Origin of the sequence: Streptomyces sp. NBC_00996 (assembly GCF_045162675.1) — a bacterium.
GTDB lineage: Bacteria > Actinomycetota > Actinomycetes > Streptomycetales > Streptomycetaceae > Streptomyces.
In genome coordinates, this window is sequence record NZ_CP108723.1 from 3,379,848 (window position 1) to 3,395,936 (window position 16,089).

The 16,089-nt window shown below is 69.1% G+C and carries 16 protein-coding genes and 2 pseudogenes; 8 read left to right on the plus strand and 10 right to left on the minus strand.

All coding sequences use genetic code 11. The annotated features are described in order from the left end of the window. Nucleotides 1-75: 75 nt before the first annotated feature. From OG390_RS16010 to OG390_RS16030, 5 genes are all read right to left on the minus strand, one after another. Nucleotides 76-1,224 carry a DUF475 domain-containing protein gene (locus tag OG390_RS16010; protein WP_406168530.1) on the minus strand — a complete coding sequence of 383 codons (1,149 nt, stop codon included), beginning with the start codon at nucleotides 1,222-1,224 and terminating at the stop codon, nucleotides 76-78. A gap of 110 nt (nucleotides 1,225-1,334) precedes the next feature. Then, nucleotides 1,335-1,910: a TerD family protein gene (locus tag OG390_RS16015; protein WP_399075081.1), complete on the minus strand. Its 576-nt coding sequence runs from the start codon at nucleotides 1,908-1,910 to the stop codon at nucleotides 1,335-1,337. 100 nt (nucleotides 1,911-2,010) lie between these two features. Beyond that, entirely contained in the window at nucleotides 2,011-2,586 is a 576-nt protein-coding gene (locus tag OG390_RS16020) for a TerD family protein (RefSeq protein ID WP_189185330.1), read from the minus strand. A gap of 113 nt (nucleotides 2,587-2,699) precedes the next feature. Beyond that, on the minus strand, nucleotides 2,700-3,158 hold the full coding sequence (locus tag OG390_RS16025) for a peroxiredoxin (RefSeq protein ID WP_189185454.1): 459 nt from the start codon (nucleotides 3,156-3,158) through the stop codon (nucleotides 2,700-2,702). 210 nt (nucleotides 3,159-3,368) lie between these two features. Continuing rightward, nucleotides 3,369-3,797, minus strand: coding sequence for a DUF3052 domain-containing protein (locus OG390_RS16030; RefSeq protein ID WP_399074162.1), 429 nt, complete (start codon nucleotides 3,795-3,797; stop codon nucleotides 3,369-3,371). Nucleotides 3,798-4,221: 424 nt separating this feature from the next. Between OG390_RS16030 and aceE the strand changes: the two genes are divergently transcribed. After that, nucleotides 4,222-6,954: a pyruvate dehydrogenase (acetyl-transferring), homodimeric type gene (aceE, locus tag OG390_RS16035; RefSeq protein WP_406168533.1), complete on the plus strand. Its 2,733-nt coding sequence runs from the start codon at nucleotides 4,222-4,224 to the stop codon at nucleotides 6,952-6,954. Between the two features lie 99 nt (nucleotides 6,955-7,053). Beyond that, the gene (locus OG390_RS16040; protein ID WP_406168535.1) at nucleotides 7,054-7,833 is read left to right on the plus strand and encodes a potassium channel family protein; all 780 of its coding nucleotides are present in this window, start codon (nucleotides 7,054-7,056) and stop codon (nucleotides 7,831-7,833) included. A 452-nt stretch (nucleotides 7,834-8,285) separates the two neighbouring features. On the opposite strand, the gene OG390_RS16045 is transcribed toward OG390_RS16040, so the two are convergent. Continuing rightward, nucleotides 8,286-8,594 (minus strand): small hydrophobic protein, encoded by a 309-nt coding sequence (locus tag OG390_RS16045; RefSeq protein ID WP_406168537.1) that lies wholly within the window; start codon nucleotides 8,592-8,594, stop codon nucleotides 8,286-8,288. Nucleotides 8,595-8,771: 177 nt separating this feature from the next. Between OG390_RS16045 and OG390_RS16050 the strand changes: the two are divergent. The 3 genes and pseudogenes from OG390_RS16050 to OG390_RS16060 all read left to right on the plus strand — a co-directional run. After that, nucleotides 8,772-8,975: pseudogene (locus OG390_RS16050) on the plus strand (TetR family transcriptional regulator); the annotation flags it as partial. Between the two features lie 201 nt (nucleotides 8,976-9,176). After that, nucleotides 9,177-10,385, plus strand: a complete 1,209-nt coding sequence (locus tag OG390_RS16055; protein WP_406168539.1) for an alpha/beta hydrolase — start codon at nucleotides 9,177-9,179, stop codon at nucleotides 10,383-10,385. Between the two features lie 66 nt (nucleotides 10,386-10,451). Next, nucleotides 10,452-11,315: a DUF4429 domain-containing protein gene (locus OG390_RS16060; protein WP_406177688.1), complete on the plus strand. Its 864-nt coding sequence runs from the start codon at nucleotides 10,452-10,454 to the stop codon at nucleotides 11,313-11,315. 104 nt (nucleotides 11,316-11,419) lie between these two features. On the opposite strand, the pseudogene OG390_RS16065 reads toward OG390_RS16060, so the two are convergent. Together OG390_RS16065 and OG390_RS16070 are read right to left on the minus strand one after the other, a co-directional pair. Continuing rightward, nucleotides 11,420-11,858, minus strand: a pseudogene (locus tag OG390_RS16065) (aldo/keto reductase); the annotation flags it as partial. Beyond that, entirely contained in the window at nucleotides 11,858-12,343 is a 486-nt protein-coding gene (locus OG390_RS16070) for a MerR family transcriptional regulator (protein WP_406168541.1), read from the minus strand. The pseudogene OG390_RS16065 and the gene OG390_RS16070, both read right to left, overlap by 1 nt. Nucleotides 12,344-12,439: 96 nt before the next feature. On the opposite strand from OG390_RS16070, the gene OG390_RS16075 reads away from it, so the two are divergent. Together OG390_RS16075 and OG390_RS16080 are read left to right on the plus strand one after the other, a co-directional pair. Continuing rightward, entirely contained in the window at nucleotides 12,440-12,910 is a 471-nt protein-coding gene (locus tag OG390_RS16075; RefSeq protein WP_406168543.1) for a GNAT family N-acetyltransferase, read from the plus strand. A gap of 19 nt (nucleotides 12,911-12,929) precedes the next feature. Then, on the plus strand, nucleotides 12,930-13,751 hold the full coding sequence (locus OG390_RS16080) for a serine hydrolase domain-containing protein (RefSeq protein ID WP_406168545.1): 822 nt from the start codon (nucleotides 12,930-12,932) through the stop codon (nucleotides 13,749-13,751). A gap of 128 nt (nucleotides 13,752-13,879) precedes the next feature. Here the strand turns inward: OG390_RS16080 and OG390_RS16085 are convergent, their stop codons facing one another. Next, a complete protein-coding gene (locus tag OG390_RS16085) occupies nucleotides 13,880-14,701 on the minus strand; it encodes an NAD(P)H-binding protein (protein ID WP_406168547.1) in 822 nt (273 codons plus the stop codon). A 97-nt stretch (nucleotides 14,702-14,798) separates the two neighbouring features. Here OG390_RS16085 and OG390_RS16090 point away from each other — a divergent pair, with 97 nt between their 5' ends. Then, nucleotides 14,799-15,392, plus strand: coding sequence for a TetR/AcrR family transcriptional regulator (locus OG390_RS16090; protein ID WP_406168549.1), 594 nt, complete (start codon nucleotides 14,799-14,801; stop codon nucleotides 15,390-15,392). A 36-nt stretch (nucleotides 15,393-15,428) separates the two neighbouring features. On the opposite strand, the gene OG390_RS16095 is transcribed toward OG390_RS16090, so the two are convergent. Continuing rightward, nucleotides 15,429-16,085, minus strand: coding sequence for a pirin family protein (locus tag OG390_RS16095; protein ID WP_406177689.1), 657 nt, complete (start codon nucleotides 16,083-16,085; stop codon nucleotides 15,429-15,431). Between the last annotated feature and the right edge of the window lie 4 nt (nucleotides 16,086-16,089).

Genomic DNA, 16,089 nt, shown 5'->3' on the forward strand with positions numbered 1-16,089 from the left:
GCCGCCCCGCTCAGAGCGTTCCTCAACGGGGCCCGGTTCACACGCCGGTGAACCGAGCCTCAGGAGAGGGGGCTGTCACACCCCGGACGAGACCTCGGCCTTCTCGTCCGAGCCCTCACCTTTTCCCTCGGCCGCCGCGAGCGCCCTGTTGCGGCGCACGGACGACCAGAAGGACCAGGCGATCAGGACCACGCCGACGAGGCCGGTGATGACCTCGTGGATCTGGTACTGGATGGTGACCATGAGGATCACGGCGAGGGCGCCGATCGCGTAGTGCGCGCCGTGCTCCAGGTACACGTAGTCGTCCAGGGTGCCCTGGCGGACCAGGTAGACCGTGAGCGACCGGACGTACATGGCACCGATGCCGAGGCCGAGCGCCATCAGCACGATGTCGTTGGTGATGGCGAAGGCACCGATGACGCCGTCGAAGGAGAAGGACGCGTCCAGCACTTCCAGGTAGAGGAACATGAAGAACGCGGCCTGGCCGGCGAGGACGATGGCCGGCTTCTTCTTGCCGGTCCGCTCGGCCTCCTCCTCTTCCTCGTGCTCCCGCTCTTCCTCTTCCTCGAGCTTGTCCTCGAAGTAGCCGGAGAGTCCGCCGACGACCATGTACGTGATCAGACCCGCGATGCCGGCGATCAGCACCGTCTGCGCCTTGTCGACGTGCGCGCCGCCGTGCTGGTGGGCGTGGGCCGCGAAGGTGAACGAGGTGATCAGCAGGACGACCAGGGCGATGCAGACCGCCAGCATGTCGACCTTGCCGAGCTTGGCCAGCGGCCGCTCGATCCAGCGCAGCCACTGGATGTCCCGGTCCTCGAAGATGAAGTCGAGGAAGATCATCAGCAGGAACATGCCACCGAAGGCGGCGATCGCCGGGTGGGCGTCGGTGACGAGTTCCTGGTAGTGGTCCTTGTTGTTCAGCGCGAGATCGACCGCGTCGATCGGGCCGATCTTGGCGGTGATGGCAACGATCACGACGGGGAACACCAGCCGCATACCGAAGACGGCGATCAGGACACCGACCGTGAGGAAGATCTTCTGCCAGAAGGCACTCATCTTCTTCAGGATTCCGGCGTTGACCACCGCGTTGTCGAAGGACAGCGAGATCTCCAGGACGGCCAGGATCGCCACGATGCCAAAGGCGGTCCACCCCCCGTAGAACGCCGCTGCGACCAAGCCGAGCGCGGTGACCGCAAACGACCAGCCGAAGGTTTTCAGAAGCACTGGCTACCCAATCATCGTGTATGTACGGGTCTCCCCCGCGCCGTACTCGGCTTTACCTACTGTTGACCACGAAGTCTAGAGGGCCGCCTCTTCAGCTGGCGTGGGTGGGCCTAGGAAACATTGACCCCGAAGTCGAGGGCGATGCCCCGCAGACCGGACGCGTACCCCTGACCGACCGCGCGGAACTTCCACTCGGTGTTGTAGCGGTAGACCTCGCCGAAGATCATCGCCGTTTCCGTGGAGGCGTCCTCGGAGAGGTCGTAGCGGGCCAGCTCCTGGCCGTCGGCCTGATTGACGACGCGGATGAAGGCGTTGCTGACCTGGCCGAAGGTCTGGCCGCGGTTGTCGGCGTCGTGGATGGAGACCGGGAAGACGATCTTGTCCACGTTGGCCGGCACCTTGGCGAGGTCGATCAGGATCGACTCGTCGTCGCCCTCGCCCTCACCCGTGAGATTGTCACCGGTGTGCTCCACCGAGCCGTCCGGGCTCTTGAGCTGGTTGTAGAAGATGAACCACTCGTCCCCGAGCACCCGGCCCCCGTTGCACAGCAGCGCGCTGGCGTCGAGGTCGAAGTCGGCTCCGGTGGTCGAGCGTGCGTCCCAGCCGAGCCCGATCATCACCTGCGTGAGGTTCGGTGCGGCCTTCGAGAGGGAGACATTGCCCCCCTTGGCGAGCGTGACGCCCATGATGCTGGTCCTCCCCGAGGTCATGCTTTCAGTTGTCGAGCACGTCCGGCGCCGCACGTGAAGGGTGCGGCGCCGGACAGGTGGGCCGAAGGCCGCTGACTCAGACGTTCACGCCGAAGTCCTGCGCGATGCCGCGCAGGCCCGAGGCGTAGCCCTGGCCGATGGCGCGGAACTTCCACTCCGCGCCGTTGCGATAGAGCTCGCCGAAGACCATCGCGGTCTCCGTCGAGGCGTCCTCGGAGAGGTCGTAGCGCGCGATCTCCGCCTCTCCGGCCTGGTTCACCACGCGGATGAACGCGTTGCGGACCTGCCCGAAGGACTGCTGGCGGTTCTCGGCGTCGTAGATGGAGACCGGGAACACGATCTTCTGGACGTCGGCGGGAACGGCGGCGAGGTTGACCTTGATCTGCTCGTCGTCGCCCTCGCCCTCACCAGTGATGTTGTCCCCGGTGTGCTCGACCGAACCGTCCGGGCTCTTCAGATTGTTGAAGAACACGAAGTTCTGGTCGGTGCTGACCTTGCCGTCCGCGTTCGTGAGGATGGCGCTTGCGTCGAGGTCGAAGTCCACGCCGGTGGTGGTTCGGGCGTCCCATCCCAGACCGACGATGACCGCGGTCAGTCCCGGGGCCTCCTTCGACAGCGAAACGTTGCCGCCCTTGCTGAGGCTGACTCCCACGAGTCCTCCCAATAGTGTCCGGGGGCGGGAAGCCCCGTAGTGCGTTGGTATCGGATCAACGTGTCGATCCTAGTGACGGGTTCCCGCACCCCGCAGGGCTTGGAACCGAACAATCACAGGGTGTCGAGCGCCTTGACGTACTCATTCAGGTCACGAGCGTCCGGCAGACCGTTGACGACGGTCCAGCGGACCACGCCCTCCTTGTCGATGATGAACGTGCCACGCACCGCGCAGCCCTTGTCCTCGTCGAAGACGCCGTACGCGCGCGAAATGTTGCCGTGCGGCCAGAAGTCGGACAGCAGCGGGTACTCCAGGTCCTCCTGCTCGGCGAAGACGCGCAGCGTGTGGATGGAGTCGTTGGAGACGGCCAGCAGCTGGGTGTCCCGGTCGGTGAACTGCGGCAGGTTGTCGCGCAGGGAGCACAGCTCGCCCGTGCACACGCCGGTGAAAGCGAAGGGGTAGAAGAGCAGCACCACGTTCTTCTCACCGCGGAAGTCGGACAGCTTCACGGTGGCTCCGTGGTTGTCCTTGAGCTCGAAGTCCGGGGCCTTGGTGCCGACCTCGATCGCCATAGTCACACGCTTCCCTTCCAGGGGGCTGTTCGGGTGAGACCAGCCTACGCAGCGATCACCGCGCCCCCTGCGGGAGGCCGACGCAGAAACGCCGGGCGGGCTGAGAAAACTCAGCCCGCCCGGCGTTCGAGGACGAGGCCCTTCAGGCCGACTGCCCGGGGGGTCGGGGGCGCGAGCCCCCGGAGATCCCCAGGCCGACCCAGCGGAGCGTCAGCGCTTCGACTTCGGCGTGGCCAGGCGCGTGCCCGACCACTCCTTGCCCACGGAGATGCTCTTCGTCTGGGAGAGTCCGGCGGTCTGTGCGGCATCGCTGATGTCGCTGGGCTCGACGTAACCGTCCCGGCCGGTCTTCGGGGTCAGCAGCCAGACATTGCCGCCGTCCTCAAGGAGACCGATGGCGTCCACCAGGGAGTCCGTGAGATCGCCGTCCTCGTCGCGGAACCACAGCAGCACGACGTCGGCGACGTCGTCGTAGTCCTCGTCGACCAGATCCTGGCCGATCTGCGATTCGATGCTTTCACGGAGCTCGTGGTCAACGTCGTCGTCGAAGCCGATCTCCTGGACCACCTGTCCGGGCTCGAACCCCAGCCTGGCGGCCGGGTTGGTCCGCTCCTCCGCGTGGTCCGCGGTCGCGCTCACGGCTTGCCTCCTGATTGTGTTTCGGTAGATGTCCAGCCACGCGCGTGCGCGAAGCATTGGCCGTAGTCCACACGGGCGGGACGGATCGCGCAAGTACCCGGCCGTCGAGACCGCCGAAACGGTGACGATCCCGGCGGTGTCGCCGCAACTCCAGGCATGGAATCGCGACGCTTCGTGACGCACACCACACCTTTCTGCCCGATTTGTGAATTTCGGAACCCTTGGAGCGTACGAGACCCGAACGACTTTGCGGAACGCGTCATGGAGTGCAGCGTATCGTTACGTTTTGGTCGGGCCCGTCCCAACGGTCTGCAGAAATGTCTCGGTTACCCCGTAGTAGAGATGACGATTCCGCCCCCTAGGTACACGATGGGGAACGGTGCAGACATAAAGCAAAGTGGCCCTCTGACAGCGAAGGAACAGCGTGGCTTCCGGATCCGATCGCAACCCGATCATCATTGGCGGCCTTCCCAGCCAGGTCCCGGACTTCGACCCTGAGGAGACTCAGGAGTGGCTCGACTCCCTCGACGCCGCCGTCGACCAGCGCGGCCGTGAGCGGGCCCGCTATCTGATGCTGCGGCTCATCGAGCGGGCCCGCGAGAAGCGCGTGGCCGTGCCGGAGATGCGCAGCACCGACTACGTCAACACGATCGCCACCAAGGACGAGCCGTTCTTCCCGGGCAACGAGGAGATCGAGCGCAAGATCCTCAACGCGACCCGCTGGAACGCGGCCGTGATGGTGTCCAGGGCCCAGCGCCCCGGCATCGGGGTCGGCGGCCACATCGCGACCTTCGCGTCCTCCGCCTCGCTCTACGACGTGGGCTTCAACCACTTCTTCCGGGGCAAGGACGAGGGCGACGGCGGCGACCAGATCTTCTTCCAGGGACACGCGTCGCCCGGTATCTACGCCCGCGCGTTCCTCCTCGACCGGCTCTCCGAGCAGCAGCTCGACGCGTTCCGCCAGGAGAAGTCGAAGGCGCCGTACGGCCTGTCCTCGTACCCGCACCCGCGATCGATGCCGGACTTCTGGGAGTTCCCGACCGTCTCGATGGGCCTCGGCCCGCTCGGCGCGATCTTCCAGGCACGGATGAACCGGTACATGGAGGCGCGTGGCATCGCGGACACCTCCAAGTCCCACGTGTGGGCCTTCCTCGGCGACGGCGAGATGGACGAGCCGGAGTCGCTCGGCCAGCTGTCGATCGCGGCGCGCGAAGGCCTGGACAACCTGACCTTCGTGGTCAACTGCAACCTCCAGCGCCTCGACGGCCCGGTGCGCGGCAACGGCAAGATCATCCAAGAGCTGGAGTCGCAGTTCCGGGGTGCCGGATGGAACGTCATCAAGCTGGTCTGGGACCGCAGTTGGGACCCGCTGCTCGCCCAGGACCGCGACGGCATCCTCGTCAACAAGCTGAACATCACGCCCGACGGACAGTTCCAGACGTACGCCACCGAGACCGGTGCGTACATCCGCCAGCACTTCTTCGGTGACGACCACCGGCTGCGCGCCATGGTCGAGAACATGACCGACGACCAGATCCTGCACCTGGGCCGCGGCGGTCACGACCACAAGAAGATCTACGCGGCGTTCTCGGCGGCCAAGGAACACAGGGGCCAGCCGACGGTGATCCTGGCGCAGACGGTCAAGGGCTGGACCCTCGGCCCGAACTTCGAGGGCCGCAACGCCACGCACCAGATGAAGAAGCTGACGGTCGCCGACCTCAAGGGCTTCCGCGACCGCCTGCACCTGCCGATCACGGACAAGCAGCTGGAAGACGGCCTGCCGCCGTACTACCACCCGGGCCGCGACTCGGAGGAGATCCAGTACATGCACGACCGCCGCAAGGGGTGCGGCGGGTACGTCCCGACGCGCGTCGTGCGGTCGAAGCCGCTCGCCCTCCCGGACGACAAGACGTACGCGAGCGTGAAGAAGGGCTCGGGTCAGCAGTCCATCGCCACGACCATGGCCTTTGTGCGTCTCCTCAAGGACCTCATGCGGGACAAGGAGATCGGCAAGCGCTTCGTGCTGATCGCGCCCGACGAGTACCGCACCTTCGGCATGGACTCGTTCTTCCCGAGCGCGAAGATCTACAACCCGCTCGGCCAGCAGTACGAGTCGGTGGACCGCGAACTGCTCCTCGCCTACAAGGAGTCGCCGACCGGCCAGATGCTGCACGACGGCATCTCGGAGGCGGGCTGCACGGCCTCGCTGATCGCCGCGGGTTCGGCGTACGCCACCCACGGCGAGCCGCTGATCCCGGTCTACGTCTTCTACTCGATGTTCGGTTTCCAGCGCACCGGCGACCAGTTCTGGCAGATGGCCGACCAGCTGGCGCGCGGTTTCGTGCTCGGCGCGACCGCCGGCCGTACGACGCTGACCGGTGAGGGCCTCCAGCACGCGGACGGGCACTCGCAGCTGCTCGCCTCGACGAACCCGGGCTGTGTCGCGTACGACCCGGCGTTCGGCTTCGAGATCGCGCACATCGTGCAGGACGGTCTGCGCCGGATGTACGGTCCGGACTCGGAAGACGTCTTCTACTACCTCACCGTCTACAACGAGCCGATCCAGCACCCGGCCGAACCGTCGGACGTCGACGTGGACGGCATCCTGAAGGGCCTCCACCGCTTCAGCGAGGGCACGTCGGGATCGATCCCGGCGCAGATCATGGCGTCCGGTGTCGCCGTCCCGTGGGCGATCGAGGCGCAGAAGATCCTCGCGGAGGAGTGGAACGTCAGGGCGGACGTCTGGTCGGCGACCTCCTGGAACGAGCTGCGGCGCGAGGCCGTCGAGGTGGAGCGGCACAATCTGCTGCACCCCGAGGAGGAGCAGCGCGTCCCGTACGTGACGCAGAAGCTGTCCGCGGTCCAGGGCCCGTTCGTGGCCGTCTCCGACTGGATGCGATCGGTTCCGGACCAGATCTCGCGATGGGTGCCGGGGACTTACCAGTCCCTCGGCGCGGACGGCTTCGGCTTCGCGGACACGCGCGGCGCGGCCCGGCGCTTCTTCCACATCGACGCGCAGTCGATCGTGGTCGCGGTGCTCACCGAGCTCGCGCGCGAGGGCAAGGTCGACCGGTCGGTGCTGAAGCAGGCGATCGACCGCTACCAGCTGCTCGAGGTGGCGGCGGCCGACCCGGGCGCGGCGGGCGGCGACGCGTAGACATACGTACGACGGGTGAGGGGCGGCGGGGTCATGAGGCCCCGCCGCCCCTCCGTCGTCGGGTCTCCGGGCACTCCGCTTTCTTTCTACGATGCGGGCATGAAGGATGAATCGGCACAGGCCCGTTGGGAGCTGCACACCCAGCGGCCGCTGCTCGCGCTCGCGGTGGCCTTCACCCTCGCGTACGCCGTGCCGATCGTGGACAGCGACGCGAGCCGTTCGCTGACGCTCACGTGCACGGTCGTGGAGTGGACGGTGTGGGGGTCGTTCGCCACCGACTATCTCGTACGGCTCACGCTGGCCCGGCAGCGGCGGGACTTCGTCCGCACCCACTGGCTGGACCTGTGCGCGGTGATCCTGCCGATCCTGCAGCCGCTGCGGCTGCTGCGTCTGGTCTCCACGCTGATGCTGGTGGGACGGCGGGCACGGATGGCCTCGCAGATCCGGCTGACGACGTATGTCGGGGGCGCGGTGATCGGGCTGCTGATGTTCGGCTCGCTGGCGGTGCTGTCCGTGGAGCGGGACTCGCCGAACGGGAACATCAAGACGCTGGGCGACGCGGTGTGGTGGTCGTTCACGACGATGACGACGGTGGGGTACGGGGATCACGCGCCGACGACCGGCCTGGGCCGCATGCTCGCGGTCGGGCTCATGCTCTCCGGCATCGCCCTTCTCGGTGTCGTCACCGCGAACATCGCCGCCTGGTTCATCTCCCGGTTCGACAAGGACGACGTGGAGGAACGCCGGCAGACCGCCGCGATCGAGGCCCTCACGGAGGAGGTACGCGCACTGCGCGCGGAGGTCGCCGCGCTGTCCGGCGGGGCGCCTCCAGGAGTGCCACTCCCGGTACCGGGGGCTGCGGAGGAACACTCCCGCTAGCCGCGGGCGCTGGGCACCATCCCAGCCGTCGCAGCCGGGCGCCGTCCTCGTCGTAGCTGTGGGCGCCGGGCACGGTCCCGGCCGTCGTCGTAGCTGTGGTCGCCGGTGCCGTCCCAGCCGTCGTCGTAGCTGTGGTCGCCGGTGCCGTCCCAGCCGTCGTCGTAGCTGTGGTCGCCGGTGTCGTCCCAGCCGTCGTCGTAGCTGTGGTCGCCGGTGCCGTCTCAGCCGTCGTAACTGTGGGCATGCGTGCCGCCAGGGGCGGCACGGGTGGGCACAGCGGCACCCCGTACAGCGCCGGGCTGCGCGACCTACCCGCGAGCCCAGCCCCCGTGCCGGGGACGTGTGGTGCAACGGCACCCGCGCTGGTGGCTGTTCCCACCCGTCCCGCCCGCGGGACGGGTGGGAACAGCGGTAGCGGCTGCACGCGGCCACGGCCGTGTACATGGCCGCGGTCAGAGCCAGCCGTTGCCCGCGCCTGTCGAGCCGGCCAGCCACATGATGGCCAGGAGGGTGTCCAGCGCGCCCAGAATCAGGGCGATGAGGGCCGGCAACGGGCGGGAGCCCGTCCAGCGGCGGCCCATTGACAGCCAGCCGCAGACGATCGCCAGTGGGCCGAGGATGATGCTCAGCGTGAAGAAACCGGCGATCGCGCAGACGAGGCCGATGATGCCCAGGGTCGCGCGATCCGGCCCGGTCCGTGACCTCATACGGCCACGTGAACGGGGGTACCTGCGCGTGCCGTGTCCGAAGCCCGCCATCATCAACTCGTCAGCGACCCGGGACTAAAGTCGCGGGCTTGCACAGCGGGCGCCACTGGCTGTGGTGCTGCGCTTGCGTCCGGTCCCGCCCTCGAATGTCGGGGGTGGGTCTGGGGCGGTTGACTGCGCCCCGCGTCGCCACAACTCTTCCGCACGCCGGCGGATGTTGCGGGAAGCCTGGTGATCGTCGAGCGGGAGGGCCTCGACGTGGACGCGGACCCGCGACCGCGTGTCGCGGTGGCCGTGTTCGGCGGGGTGATGCGCGTCACGGGCCGGCTGTGGGGCGCGGGCGAGGACAGCAGCGTCGAGGCGATACGCGAGCTGACCGCCTCGTATCTCGATCATGTGGGGCCCGCACTGGCGGAGAAGTGGCGTACGGAGTGACCACCGTCGGGAGCGGCGACCACCGAGCGGACAGGGGAATGCGGACAGGGAAAAGCGGCGCACCGAATGACTGTTGACGCACACGGAGCGTCACCATTTAACTCAAACTGAACCCGCTTTGACCCAATTACCCCACCAGAAACGTGATACCGCTCACTCGTTTAACGGGAGGCACCTCACTTCTCCTAGGGTGTCCTCTCAGTGACTTCCTTCGACCCATCCCCCCAACTCAGCGTTTGGCGCGCATTGCTCGCGCTGGCCGTGGTGTTCGTGATGCTGGCCACCGGTGGCTGGACCGCGCTGAACAGCCATCGGGCAGCGACGCCGCTCCAAGCGTCACGCTCGGCGTGGGAGCACGGCAGCCTCGCCGGACACCGGCTCCCGGACGTGGACTCCGCGCCCGGCCGACTGGCCCGCTTCTTCGCCACGCTCGACGCCCACCAGCGCTCCCGGCTCGCCCACCGCTACCCGCTCGCGGTCGGCAACATGAACGGCGCGCCCGTGACCCTGCGCTACAAGGCGAACCGCATCGCCCTGGACCAACAGCGCAAGGTCGAGCGCAAACGCATGCACGACAACCGGCTCTCGGCCCTCGGTCAGAACGAGGCGGGCCGACGCATGCACCGCTACGAGGCGCTGCTGCACAAGGGCCGCAAGATTCTCGCCTTCGACCCCATGGGGACGGGGCGGATCGCCGAGGTCTTCGGCAGCCTCGACAAGGCCCGGCGGATCTCGGTCGTGGTGCCCGGCGTCGACACCGATCTGCTCAACTTCCAGCGCACCAACAAGCCGTACTCGGCGCCCGTCGGCATGGCGCGTTCGCTGTACGCGGCGGAACGCGCGGCGGATCCGAGCACGCGTACGGCCGTGATCGCGTGGGCCGACTACACGGCACCCAGCGGGCTCGGCATGGACGCGGCCACCGCCATGCGCGCCCAGGAGGGCGGGGTCCGGCTGAACGCGCTGCTGCGGGCGCTTCCGGGGAGCTCGCCGGTGGCCCTGTACTGCCACAGCTACGGCTCGGTCCTGTGCGGGGTCGCCGCCCATGCGCTGCCTTCCCGGGTCTCCGACATAGCGGTGGCGGGCAGCCCCGGCATGCGTGCCGACAAGGCGTCGGGCCTGCACACCTCGGCCCAGGTCTGGGCGATGCGGGACTCCGACGACTGGATCGCGGACGTACCGAATCTGGAGGTCGGAGGGCTCGGCCACGGCGCCGACCCGGTGTCGAAGGCATTCGGGGCGCGGGTCCTGTCGGCGAAGGACTCGAAGGGTCACACCGGCTATTTCGAGCCGGGTACGGAGAGTCTCCGCAACTTCGCGGAGATCGGCATTGGTGCGTACCGCGCGGTGACGTGCGCGCACGACGATGACGCGTGCCGGACGGGTTTGTCCGGCACCGTGTCGGGCTGACGCGCGTAGAGAGCGAAAAACTGCGGTCCGCCCAGGGAGGCGACGGAGGCTTGCGTGCCGCATACGATGGCCCGCATGGGTGACGTACTGGCCGGATTTCATGCCGCCTGGGAGTTCGAGTCCGACTCCGTGCTCATCCGCTTCGAACGGGGGATCCGGACACCGAAGCTGTTCCAGGCGCTCGGCGAACGCCGCATCCCCCTGGAGGCGATCGCGGCGGTGACGCTGACGCCCGGGAAGCGTGGCACGGTCGTTCTGCGTGCCCTGCCCCGAGCGGGTGCCGATCCGCTGATGGAGGCGGCCGCGGGGCAGCTCAAGGAGGGGTGCGATCCGTATCGGCTCGTGCTGCCCGCCGAGCGCGAGACGCTCGCCGAGTATTACGCGGACGAGCTGCGCGGGCAGCTCACCGAGGACGACGAGCCCGCCGAGCGCTACCTGGTGAGCCCGCCCGAGGCACCGCTGCAGTTCAAGGCGTACGACGGGAAGGCGTCCTTCGACGGCAAGTCGGTATCCTTCCGGTGGTTCTGGACGGGTGCCTCCTCCGCGAAGTGGAAGGCCGGCGACCAGAGTTTCCCGGTCGCCGATCTGAGCGGGGTCGAGTGGCGCTCTCCCGAGGTCTTCGAGGGCCATCTGCGGCTGCTGCGCCGTGAGTCGGCGCCGGCGCAGCCCGCCCAGGCCGATCAGGATCCGGCGGCGGTCGTCTTCGGGCTCGGCTACGGGCCGGTGCACGAGTCGCTGCCGTTCGCGGCCGCCGTTCTCTCCGCGGTGCGCGTCTCCGGCTCCGGGGCGCTGCCTACGGCAGCCGCGCCGCGCCGCGATCCGGCGGACATCGCCGAACGGATCCGGCATCTCGGGGAGTTGCACGAGGCGGGGCTGGTGACGGACGAGGAGTTCACGTCCAAGAAGGCAGAGCTGCTGGCGGAGTTGTGACCCAGGCCGCAGCTCGCCCTGCCGCCCGGCCCGTCGGCCCCAGAGGAGCCACCGCCCCGGCGCTGACGCGAGCCGGACGGCGCGGACCGCGTGCTGCGCGAACTGGCGAAGTTCGAAACGCTCTCCTCGATCGGCACGTTCACATCGCGCCGGTGCATGTAGTAGAGGTCGATCACGTCGACGTCCAGCCGCTGGAGGCTGCCCTCGACGGCCTGGCGGATGTACGGCGGGTCGTTGCGGATGATCCGCTTGGTCCGGTCGTCCGCCGGGATCCTGAGGCCGTACTTCGTCGCGATCACGACCTCGTCCCGGTGCGCCTTGAAGAACGGCGACAGGAACTTCTCGTTCTCGCCGCCGCCGTAGCCCTCCGCGGTGTCGTTAGAGCGTGACGCCCAGCTCGAGCGCCCGCTCCAGGGTGGCCCGGGACTCGTCCGCGTCCGAGGGGCCGTACGCCCAGCTCATGCCCATGCAGCCGAGTCCCTGCACGCCGACCTCGGGGCCCCCTGCGCCGAGCCGCACCGTCGAGATCTCGCTGTCCGTCATCACGGCCTTTCCGACGCCAGGGCCCGCCCGGCGTCCGCATAGAAGCTGATCTTGTGGTCGAGCACCGCGAGCGTGTCCTGGAGCTCGGCGATCCGGGCCTTGACGTCCCGGCGGGTCGCCTCCAGGAGTTCGTAGCGCGCGGCGTAGGTCTGGTCGCCCTCGCGCACCAGTTCCGCGTACCGCACCATGTCGGCGACCGGCATCCCGGTCAGCCGGAGCTTGCCGACGAGGCTCAGCCAGTCCAGGTCACGGTTGCTGTAGCGGCGCTGGCCGGTGTGCGAGCGGTCGATGTGCGGCATCAGGCCGATGCGCTCGTACCAGCGCAGGGTGTGCGCGGTGAGGCCGGTGAAGGCGACGACCTCGCTGATCGTGTAGTTGTCCTGGCCGTCCGGGCGCCGGTGCCGGTCGGGCGGCGCCGCGCAGAGGTCGGCCCTGGTCCTGGTGCCGGTCTCGGTGGCCTCGGCCGTGGTCTCCATCACCGTCATGACCCCCACGCTAAAACCTTGGAGTGCACTCCAAGCAAGCAGAATCCGGGGAAATTCCGGAGACGCCGCCCGGCCGCGGTGGCTACCGTGCGGATCATGAGTCTCGTACGCCGTGCCGTGCCCGAGGACGCCGAGGAAGTGCTGCGGCTGCGTCAGGTGATGATCGATTCGGTCTTCGCCGCGGACGGCTCCGCCGAGTGGCACGCGGAGTCACTGCCGACCACACGCGGCAAGCTCGCCGAACCCGACGGGAACTTCGCGGCCTTCGTCGTCGACCACCCCGACCGGCCGGACGCGCTCGCGGCCCTCGTCGCCGGGACCCTGGAGTACCGGATCGGGCGGGCGGGCAATCCGCACGGCGCGGTGGGCCACGTCTTCAGCGTCGCCACCGATCCGGACGCGCGGCGCCGCGGCTACGCCCGCGCCTGTATGGAGACACTCCTCGACTGGTTCCGCGAGCGGGGCGTGGCCCAGGTCGACCTGAACGCGTCCGCCGAGGCCGAGCCGCTCTACGCCTCCCTCGGATTCGTGCGCAAGCCCGACCCCTCGATGCGACTGAACCTCTGAGCCGCTTAGGCTCGTACGCATGTCCTTGCACAGCATGACGCTGATCGAGAGCTGGCCCGTTCCCACGGCCGCGGCGGCCGTCGTCCGCGCGGACGGCACGGTGCTCGGGACCCATGGGCCCGTGACACATCGCTTCCCGCTCGCCTCCGTCACCAAGCCGCTCGCCGCGTACGCCGCGCTCGTCGCGTACGAGGAGGGAGCGATCGAGCTCGACGAGCCGGCGGGTCCTGCCGGTTCGACGGTCCGTCATCTCCTCGCGCACACCTCCGGGCTCGCCTTCGACGAGCACCGGGTGACGTCCGCGCCCGGGGAGCGGCGGCTGTACTCGAACGCCGGGTTCGAGGTGCTCGGGGACCACATCGCCAAGGCGACGGACATTCCCTTCGCGGAGTACCTGCGCCAGGCGGTGCTGCGGCCGCTCGGCATGGCCTCCACCACGCTCGACGGCTCGCCCGCCAAGGACGGCGTCTCGACGGCCGACGACCTCGTACGGTTCGCCGCCGAGGTGCAGGCGCCGCGGCTCCTGGACCCGCGTACGGTCGCCGAGGCGATGACCGTTCAATACCCCGGCACGAAGGGTGTCCTGCCGGGGTACGGGCACCAGAACCCCAACGACTGGGGCCTCGGCTTCGAGATCCGCGACTCCAAATCGCCCCACTGGACGGGGAGTTCGTCCTCACCACGGACCTTCGGGCACTTCGGGCAGTCCGGCACGTTCCTGTGGATCGACCCGGACGCGGGCGCCGCGTGTGTCGCGCTGACCGATCGGGCCTTCGGGCCCTGGGCGGTGGAGGCGTGGACCCCGTTCACGGATGCCGTACTGACGGAGCTGCGGGGCTGAGATCCAGGGGCGCGGGGAACTGCGCACCTTTTAGGGGGGTCTGGGGGCGCAGCCCCCAGGAACGGGACGGGCAGGGGCGGAGGGGGCGAAGAACATCGGTTCAGCCACGGCAACGACGCCCCGCACCGTCACCGAAAAGCCCCGGCGTTGCGCGCCGCCCATGCCGCGAAGCTGCCCGGCTCCCGGCCCAGGACGCGCTCGACGTCGGAGCTGACCCCCCGCTCGTCCTCGGTCGGCTGGCCCAGGATGGCGAGGGTGCCCTCGACCACGGGCAGCGGCATGAAGCGTGCCATCAGCGCGTGGGCCTCCTCGCGGGTCTGCTCGGTGAAGCGCACCGGTTCGCCCAGGGCCGTCGCGATCGCGGCCGCCCGCTCGCGCGGTGTGGTCGCCGCGGGACCGGTCAGGGTGTACGTGGCCCCGAGATGAGCGTCCTGCCGCAGGGCCGCGGCGGCGACCGCGGCCACGTCGTCGGGGTCGACGAAAGGCAGGCCGACCTCGCCGAACGGGGCCGCGGCCACCCGCCCGGTGCGGATCGACTCGGCCCACGCGAAGGCGTTGGTGTCCATCCCGCCCGACCTCAGGACCGTCCAGTCCAGCCCGGACTCCTGTACCGCCTCCTCGAACCGGGCCGGGTGCCGGTACGCCTCCGGGCGGGTCGCCGCGCCCTGTGAGGACAGCAGCACCACCTTGCGGATCCCGGCGGTCTTGGCCGCGTCCAGGATGCCGTGCGGGTCCTCCCCCGCCACCAGGAGGAACAGTGCCTCACCGCCTTCGAAGGCGGCCCCGAGGCCGGTCGGCTCGGCCAGGTCGGCGGCCACCGCGCGGACTCCCGGCGGTACATCGGCCCCGGTGATGTGCCGGGCCACCGCCGTCACCGGCAGCAGGGCCTCGGTGAGCATCCGTACCAGCGCCTGCCCGACGTTCCCCGTCGCCCCTGTCACTACGAACATGTCGATCTCCCCGGTTCCCTAGTGAGTCAGTTGACTGACTAATTCCGTGGACAGGACGCTAGCACGGTCCGGCCCTCCGTTGTCTATAGTCAGTCGGGTGACTGACTCAAAAGAGCCCGGGGGCCCTCGGGCGAAGGCGGCCGGCAAGCGGCGGCAGCTGACGGCGGCCGCCGCCCGGGTCCTGCACGAGCAGGGCGTGGAGCGCACGACCATCGCCGACATCGCCCGCGCCGCCGAGGTCCCGGCGGGCAACGTGTACTACTACTTCAAGACCAAGGACGAGCTGGTCGAGGCCGCCCTCTCCGAGCACGCCTCCCACCTCGAGACCCTCACCGGCCGGCTCGATCAGCTCGCCGACCCGCGCGAACGCCTCAAGGGACTCGTCGACGCATGGGTCTCCCAGCGGGACACCGCGGCCCGCTACGGCTGCCCCACCGGCACCCTCGCCGCGGAGCTCGACAAACGGGCCGAGGGCGGCCTCGACCTCACGGCCGGCCGGGTCATCCGCCTGCTGCTGGAGTGGGTGGAAGCGCAGTACCGCCGGATCGGCGTGGCCGACCCCGAGGGCCACGCGCTGGCGCTCGTCGGCGCCTACCAGGGCATGTCGTTGCTCTCCAACGCCCTGCGCGACCCGGAGATCATGGCCCGCGAGGGAGCCCGCCTCACGCGCGAACTCGACAGCCTGGGGTGATGAGACACCGGACGGGACCGCAGAGGTGACGTCGCGTCAGCCCGTCGTCATCTCCCACAGCAGCAGCTCCGCCGGTGAACCCGCCAGCGCCTCCAGATCCTTCGCCTCCGTGATGCGGGCCGCGTCGCCCGGTCCCAGCTCCTCGCCGTCCAGGCGGACTTCACCGCGGACGCAATGGACGTACACGAAGGGCGCGTCGGGCACCGCCGTCCGCTCCCCCGCCGTCAGACGGCGTACGTGGAGCATGGCGCCCGCCTCGGGGACCGCGTACGGAGTGGAGTCCGCGATGCCGTGGACGATCTCGTACGACGGGTCGCCGCCCGGCTCCAGCGGGGCCAGCCACATCTGCACGAAGGCGAGTGGTTCCGAGCCGTCGTTGCGCTCCACGTGGCGGACGCCGTTCGCCGAGCTGAGGCGCTGGACGTCGCCGGGGCGGACCACCGACTCGTGGCCGGCCGAGTCCCGGTGGGTCAGCTCACCCTCCACCACCCACGTGATGATCTCGGTGTGGCTGTGCGGATGCTCGTCGAAGCCCGCGCCCGGCGCGAGCCACTCCTCGTTGCAGGCGATCACCGCGCCGAAGCGGAGGTTGTCCGGGTCGTAGTGCGGGCCGAAGGAAAAGGCGTGGAGCGAGGAGATCCCGGCCGCCGGGTCCCCTCCGCGGTAGCGCTCGTCGGCGCGGCGGACGTCCATCACG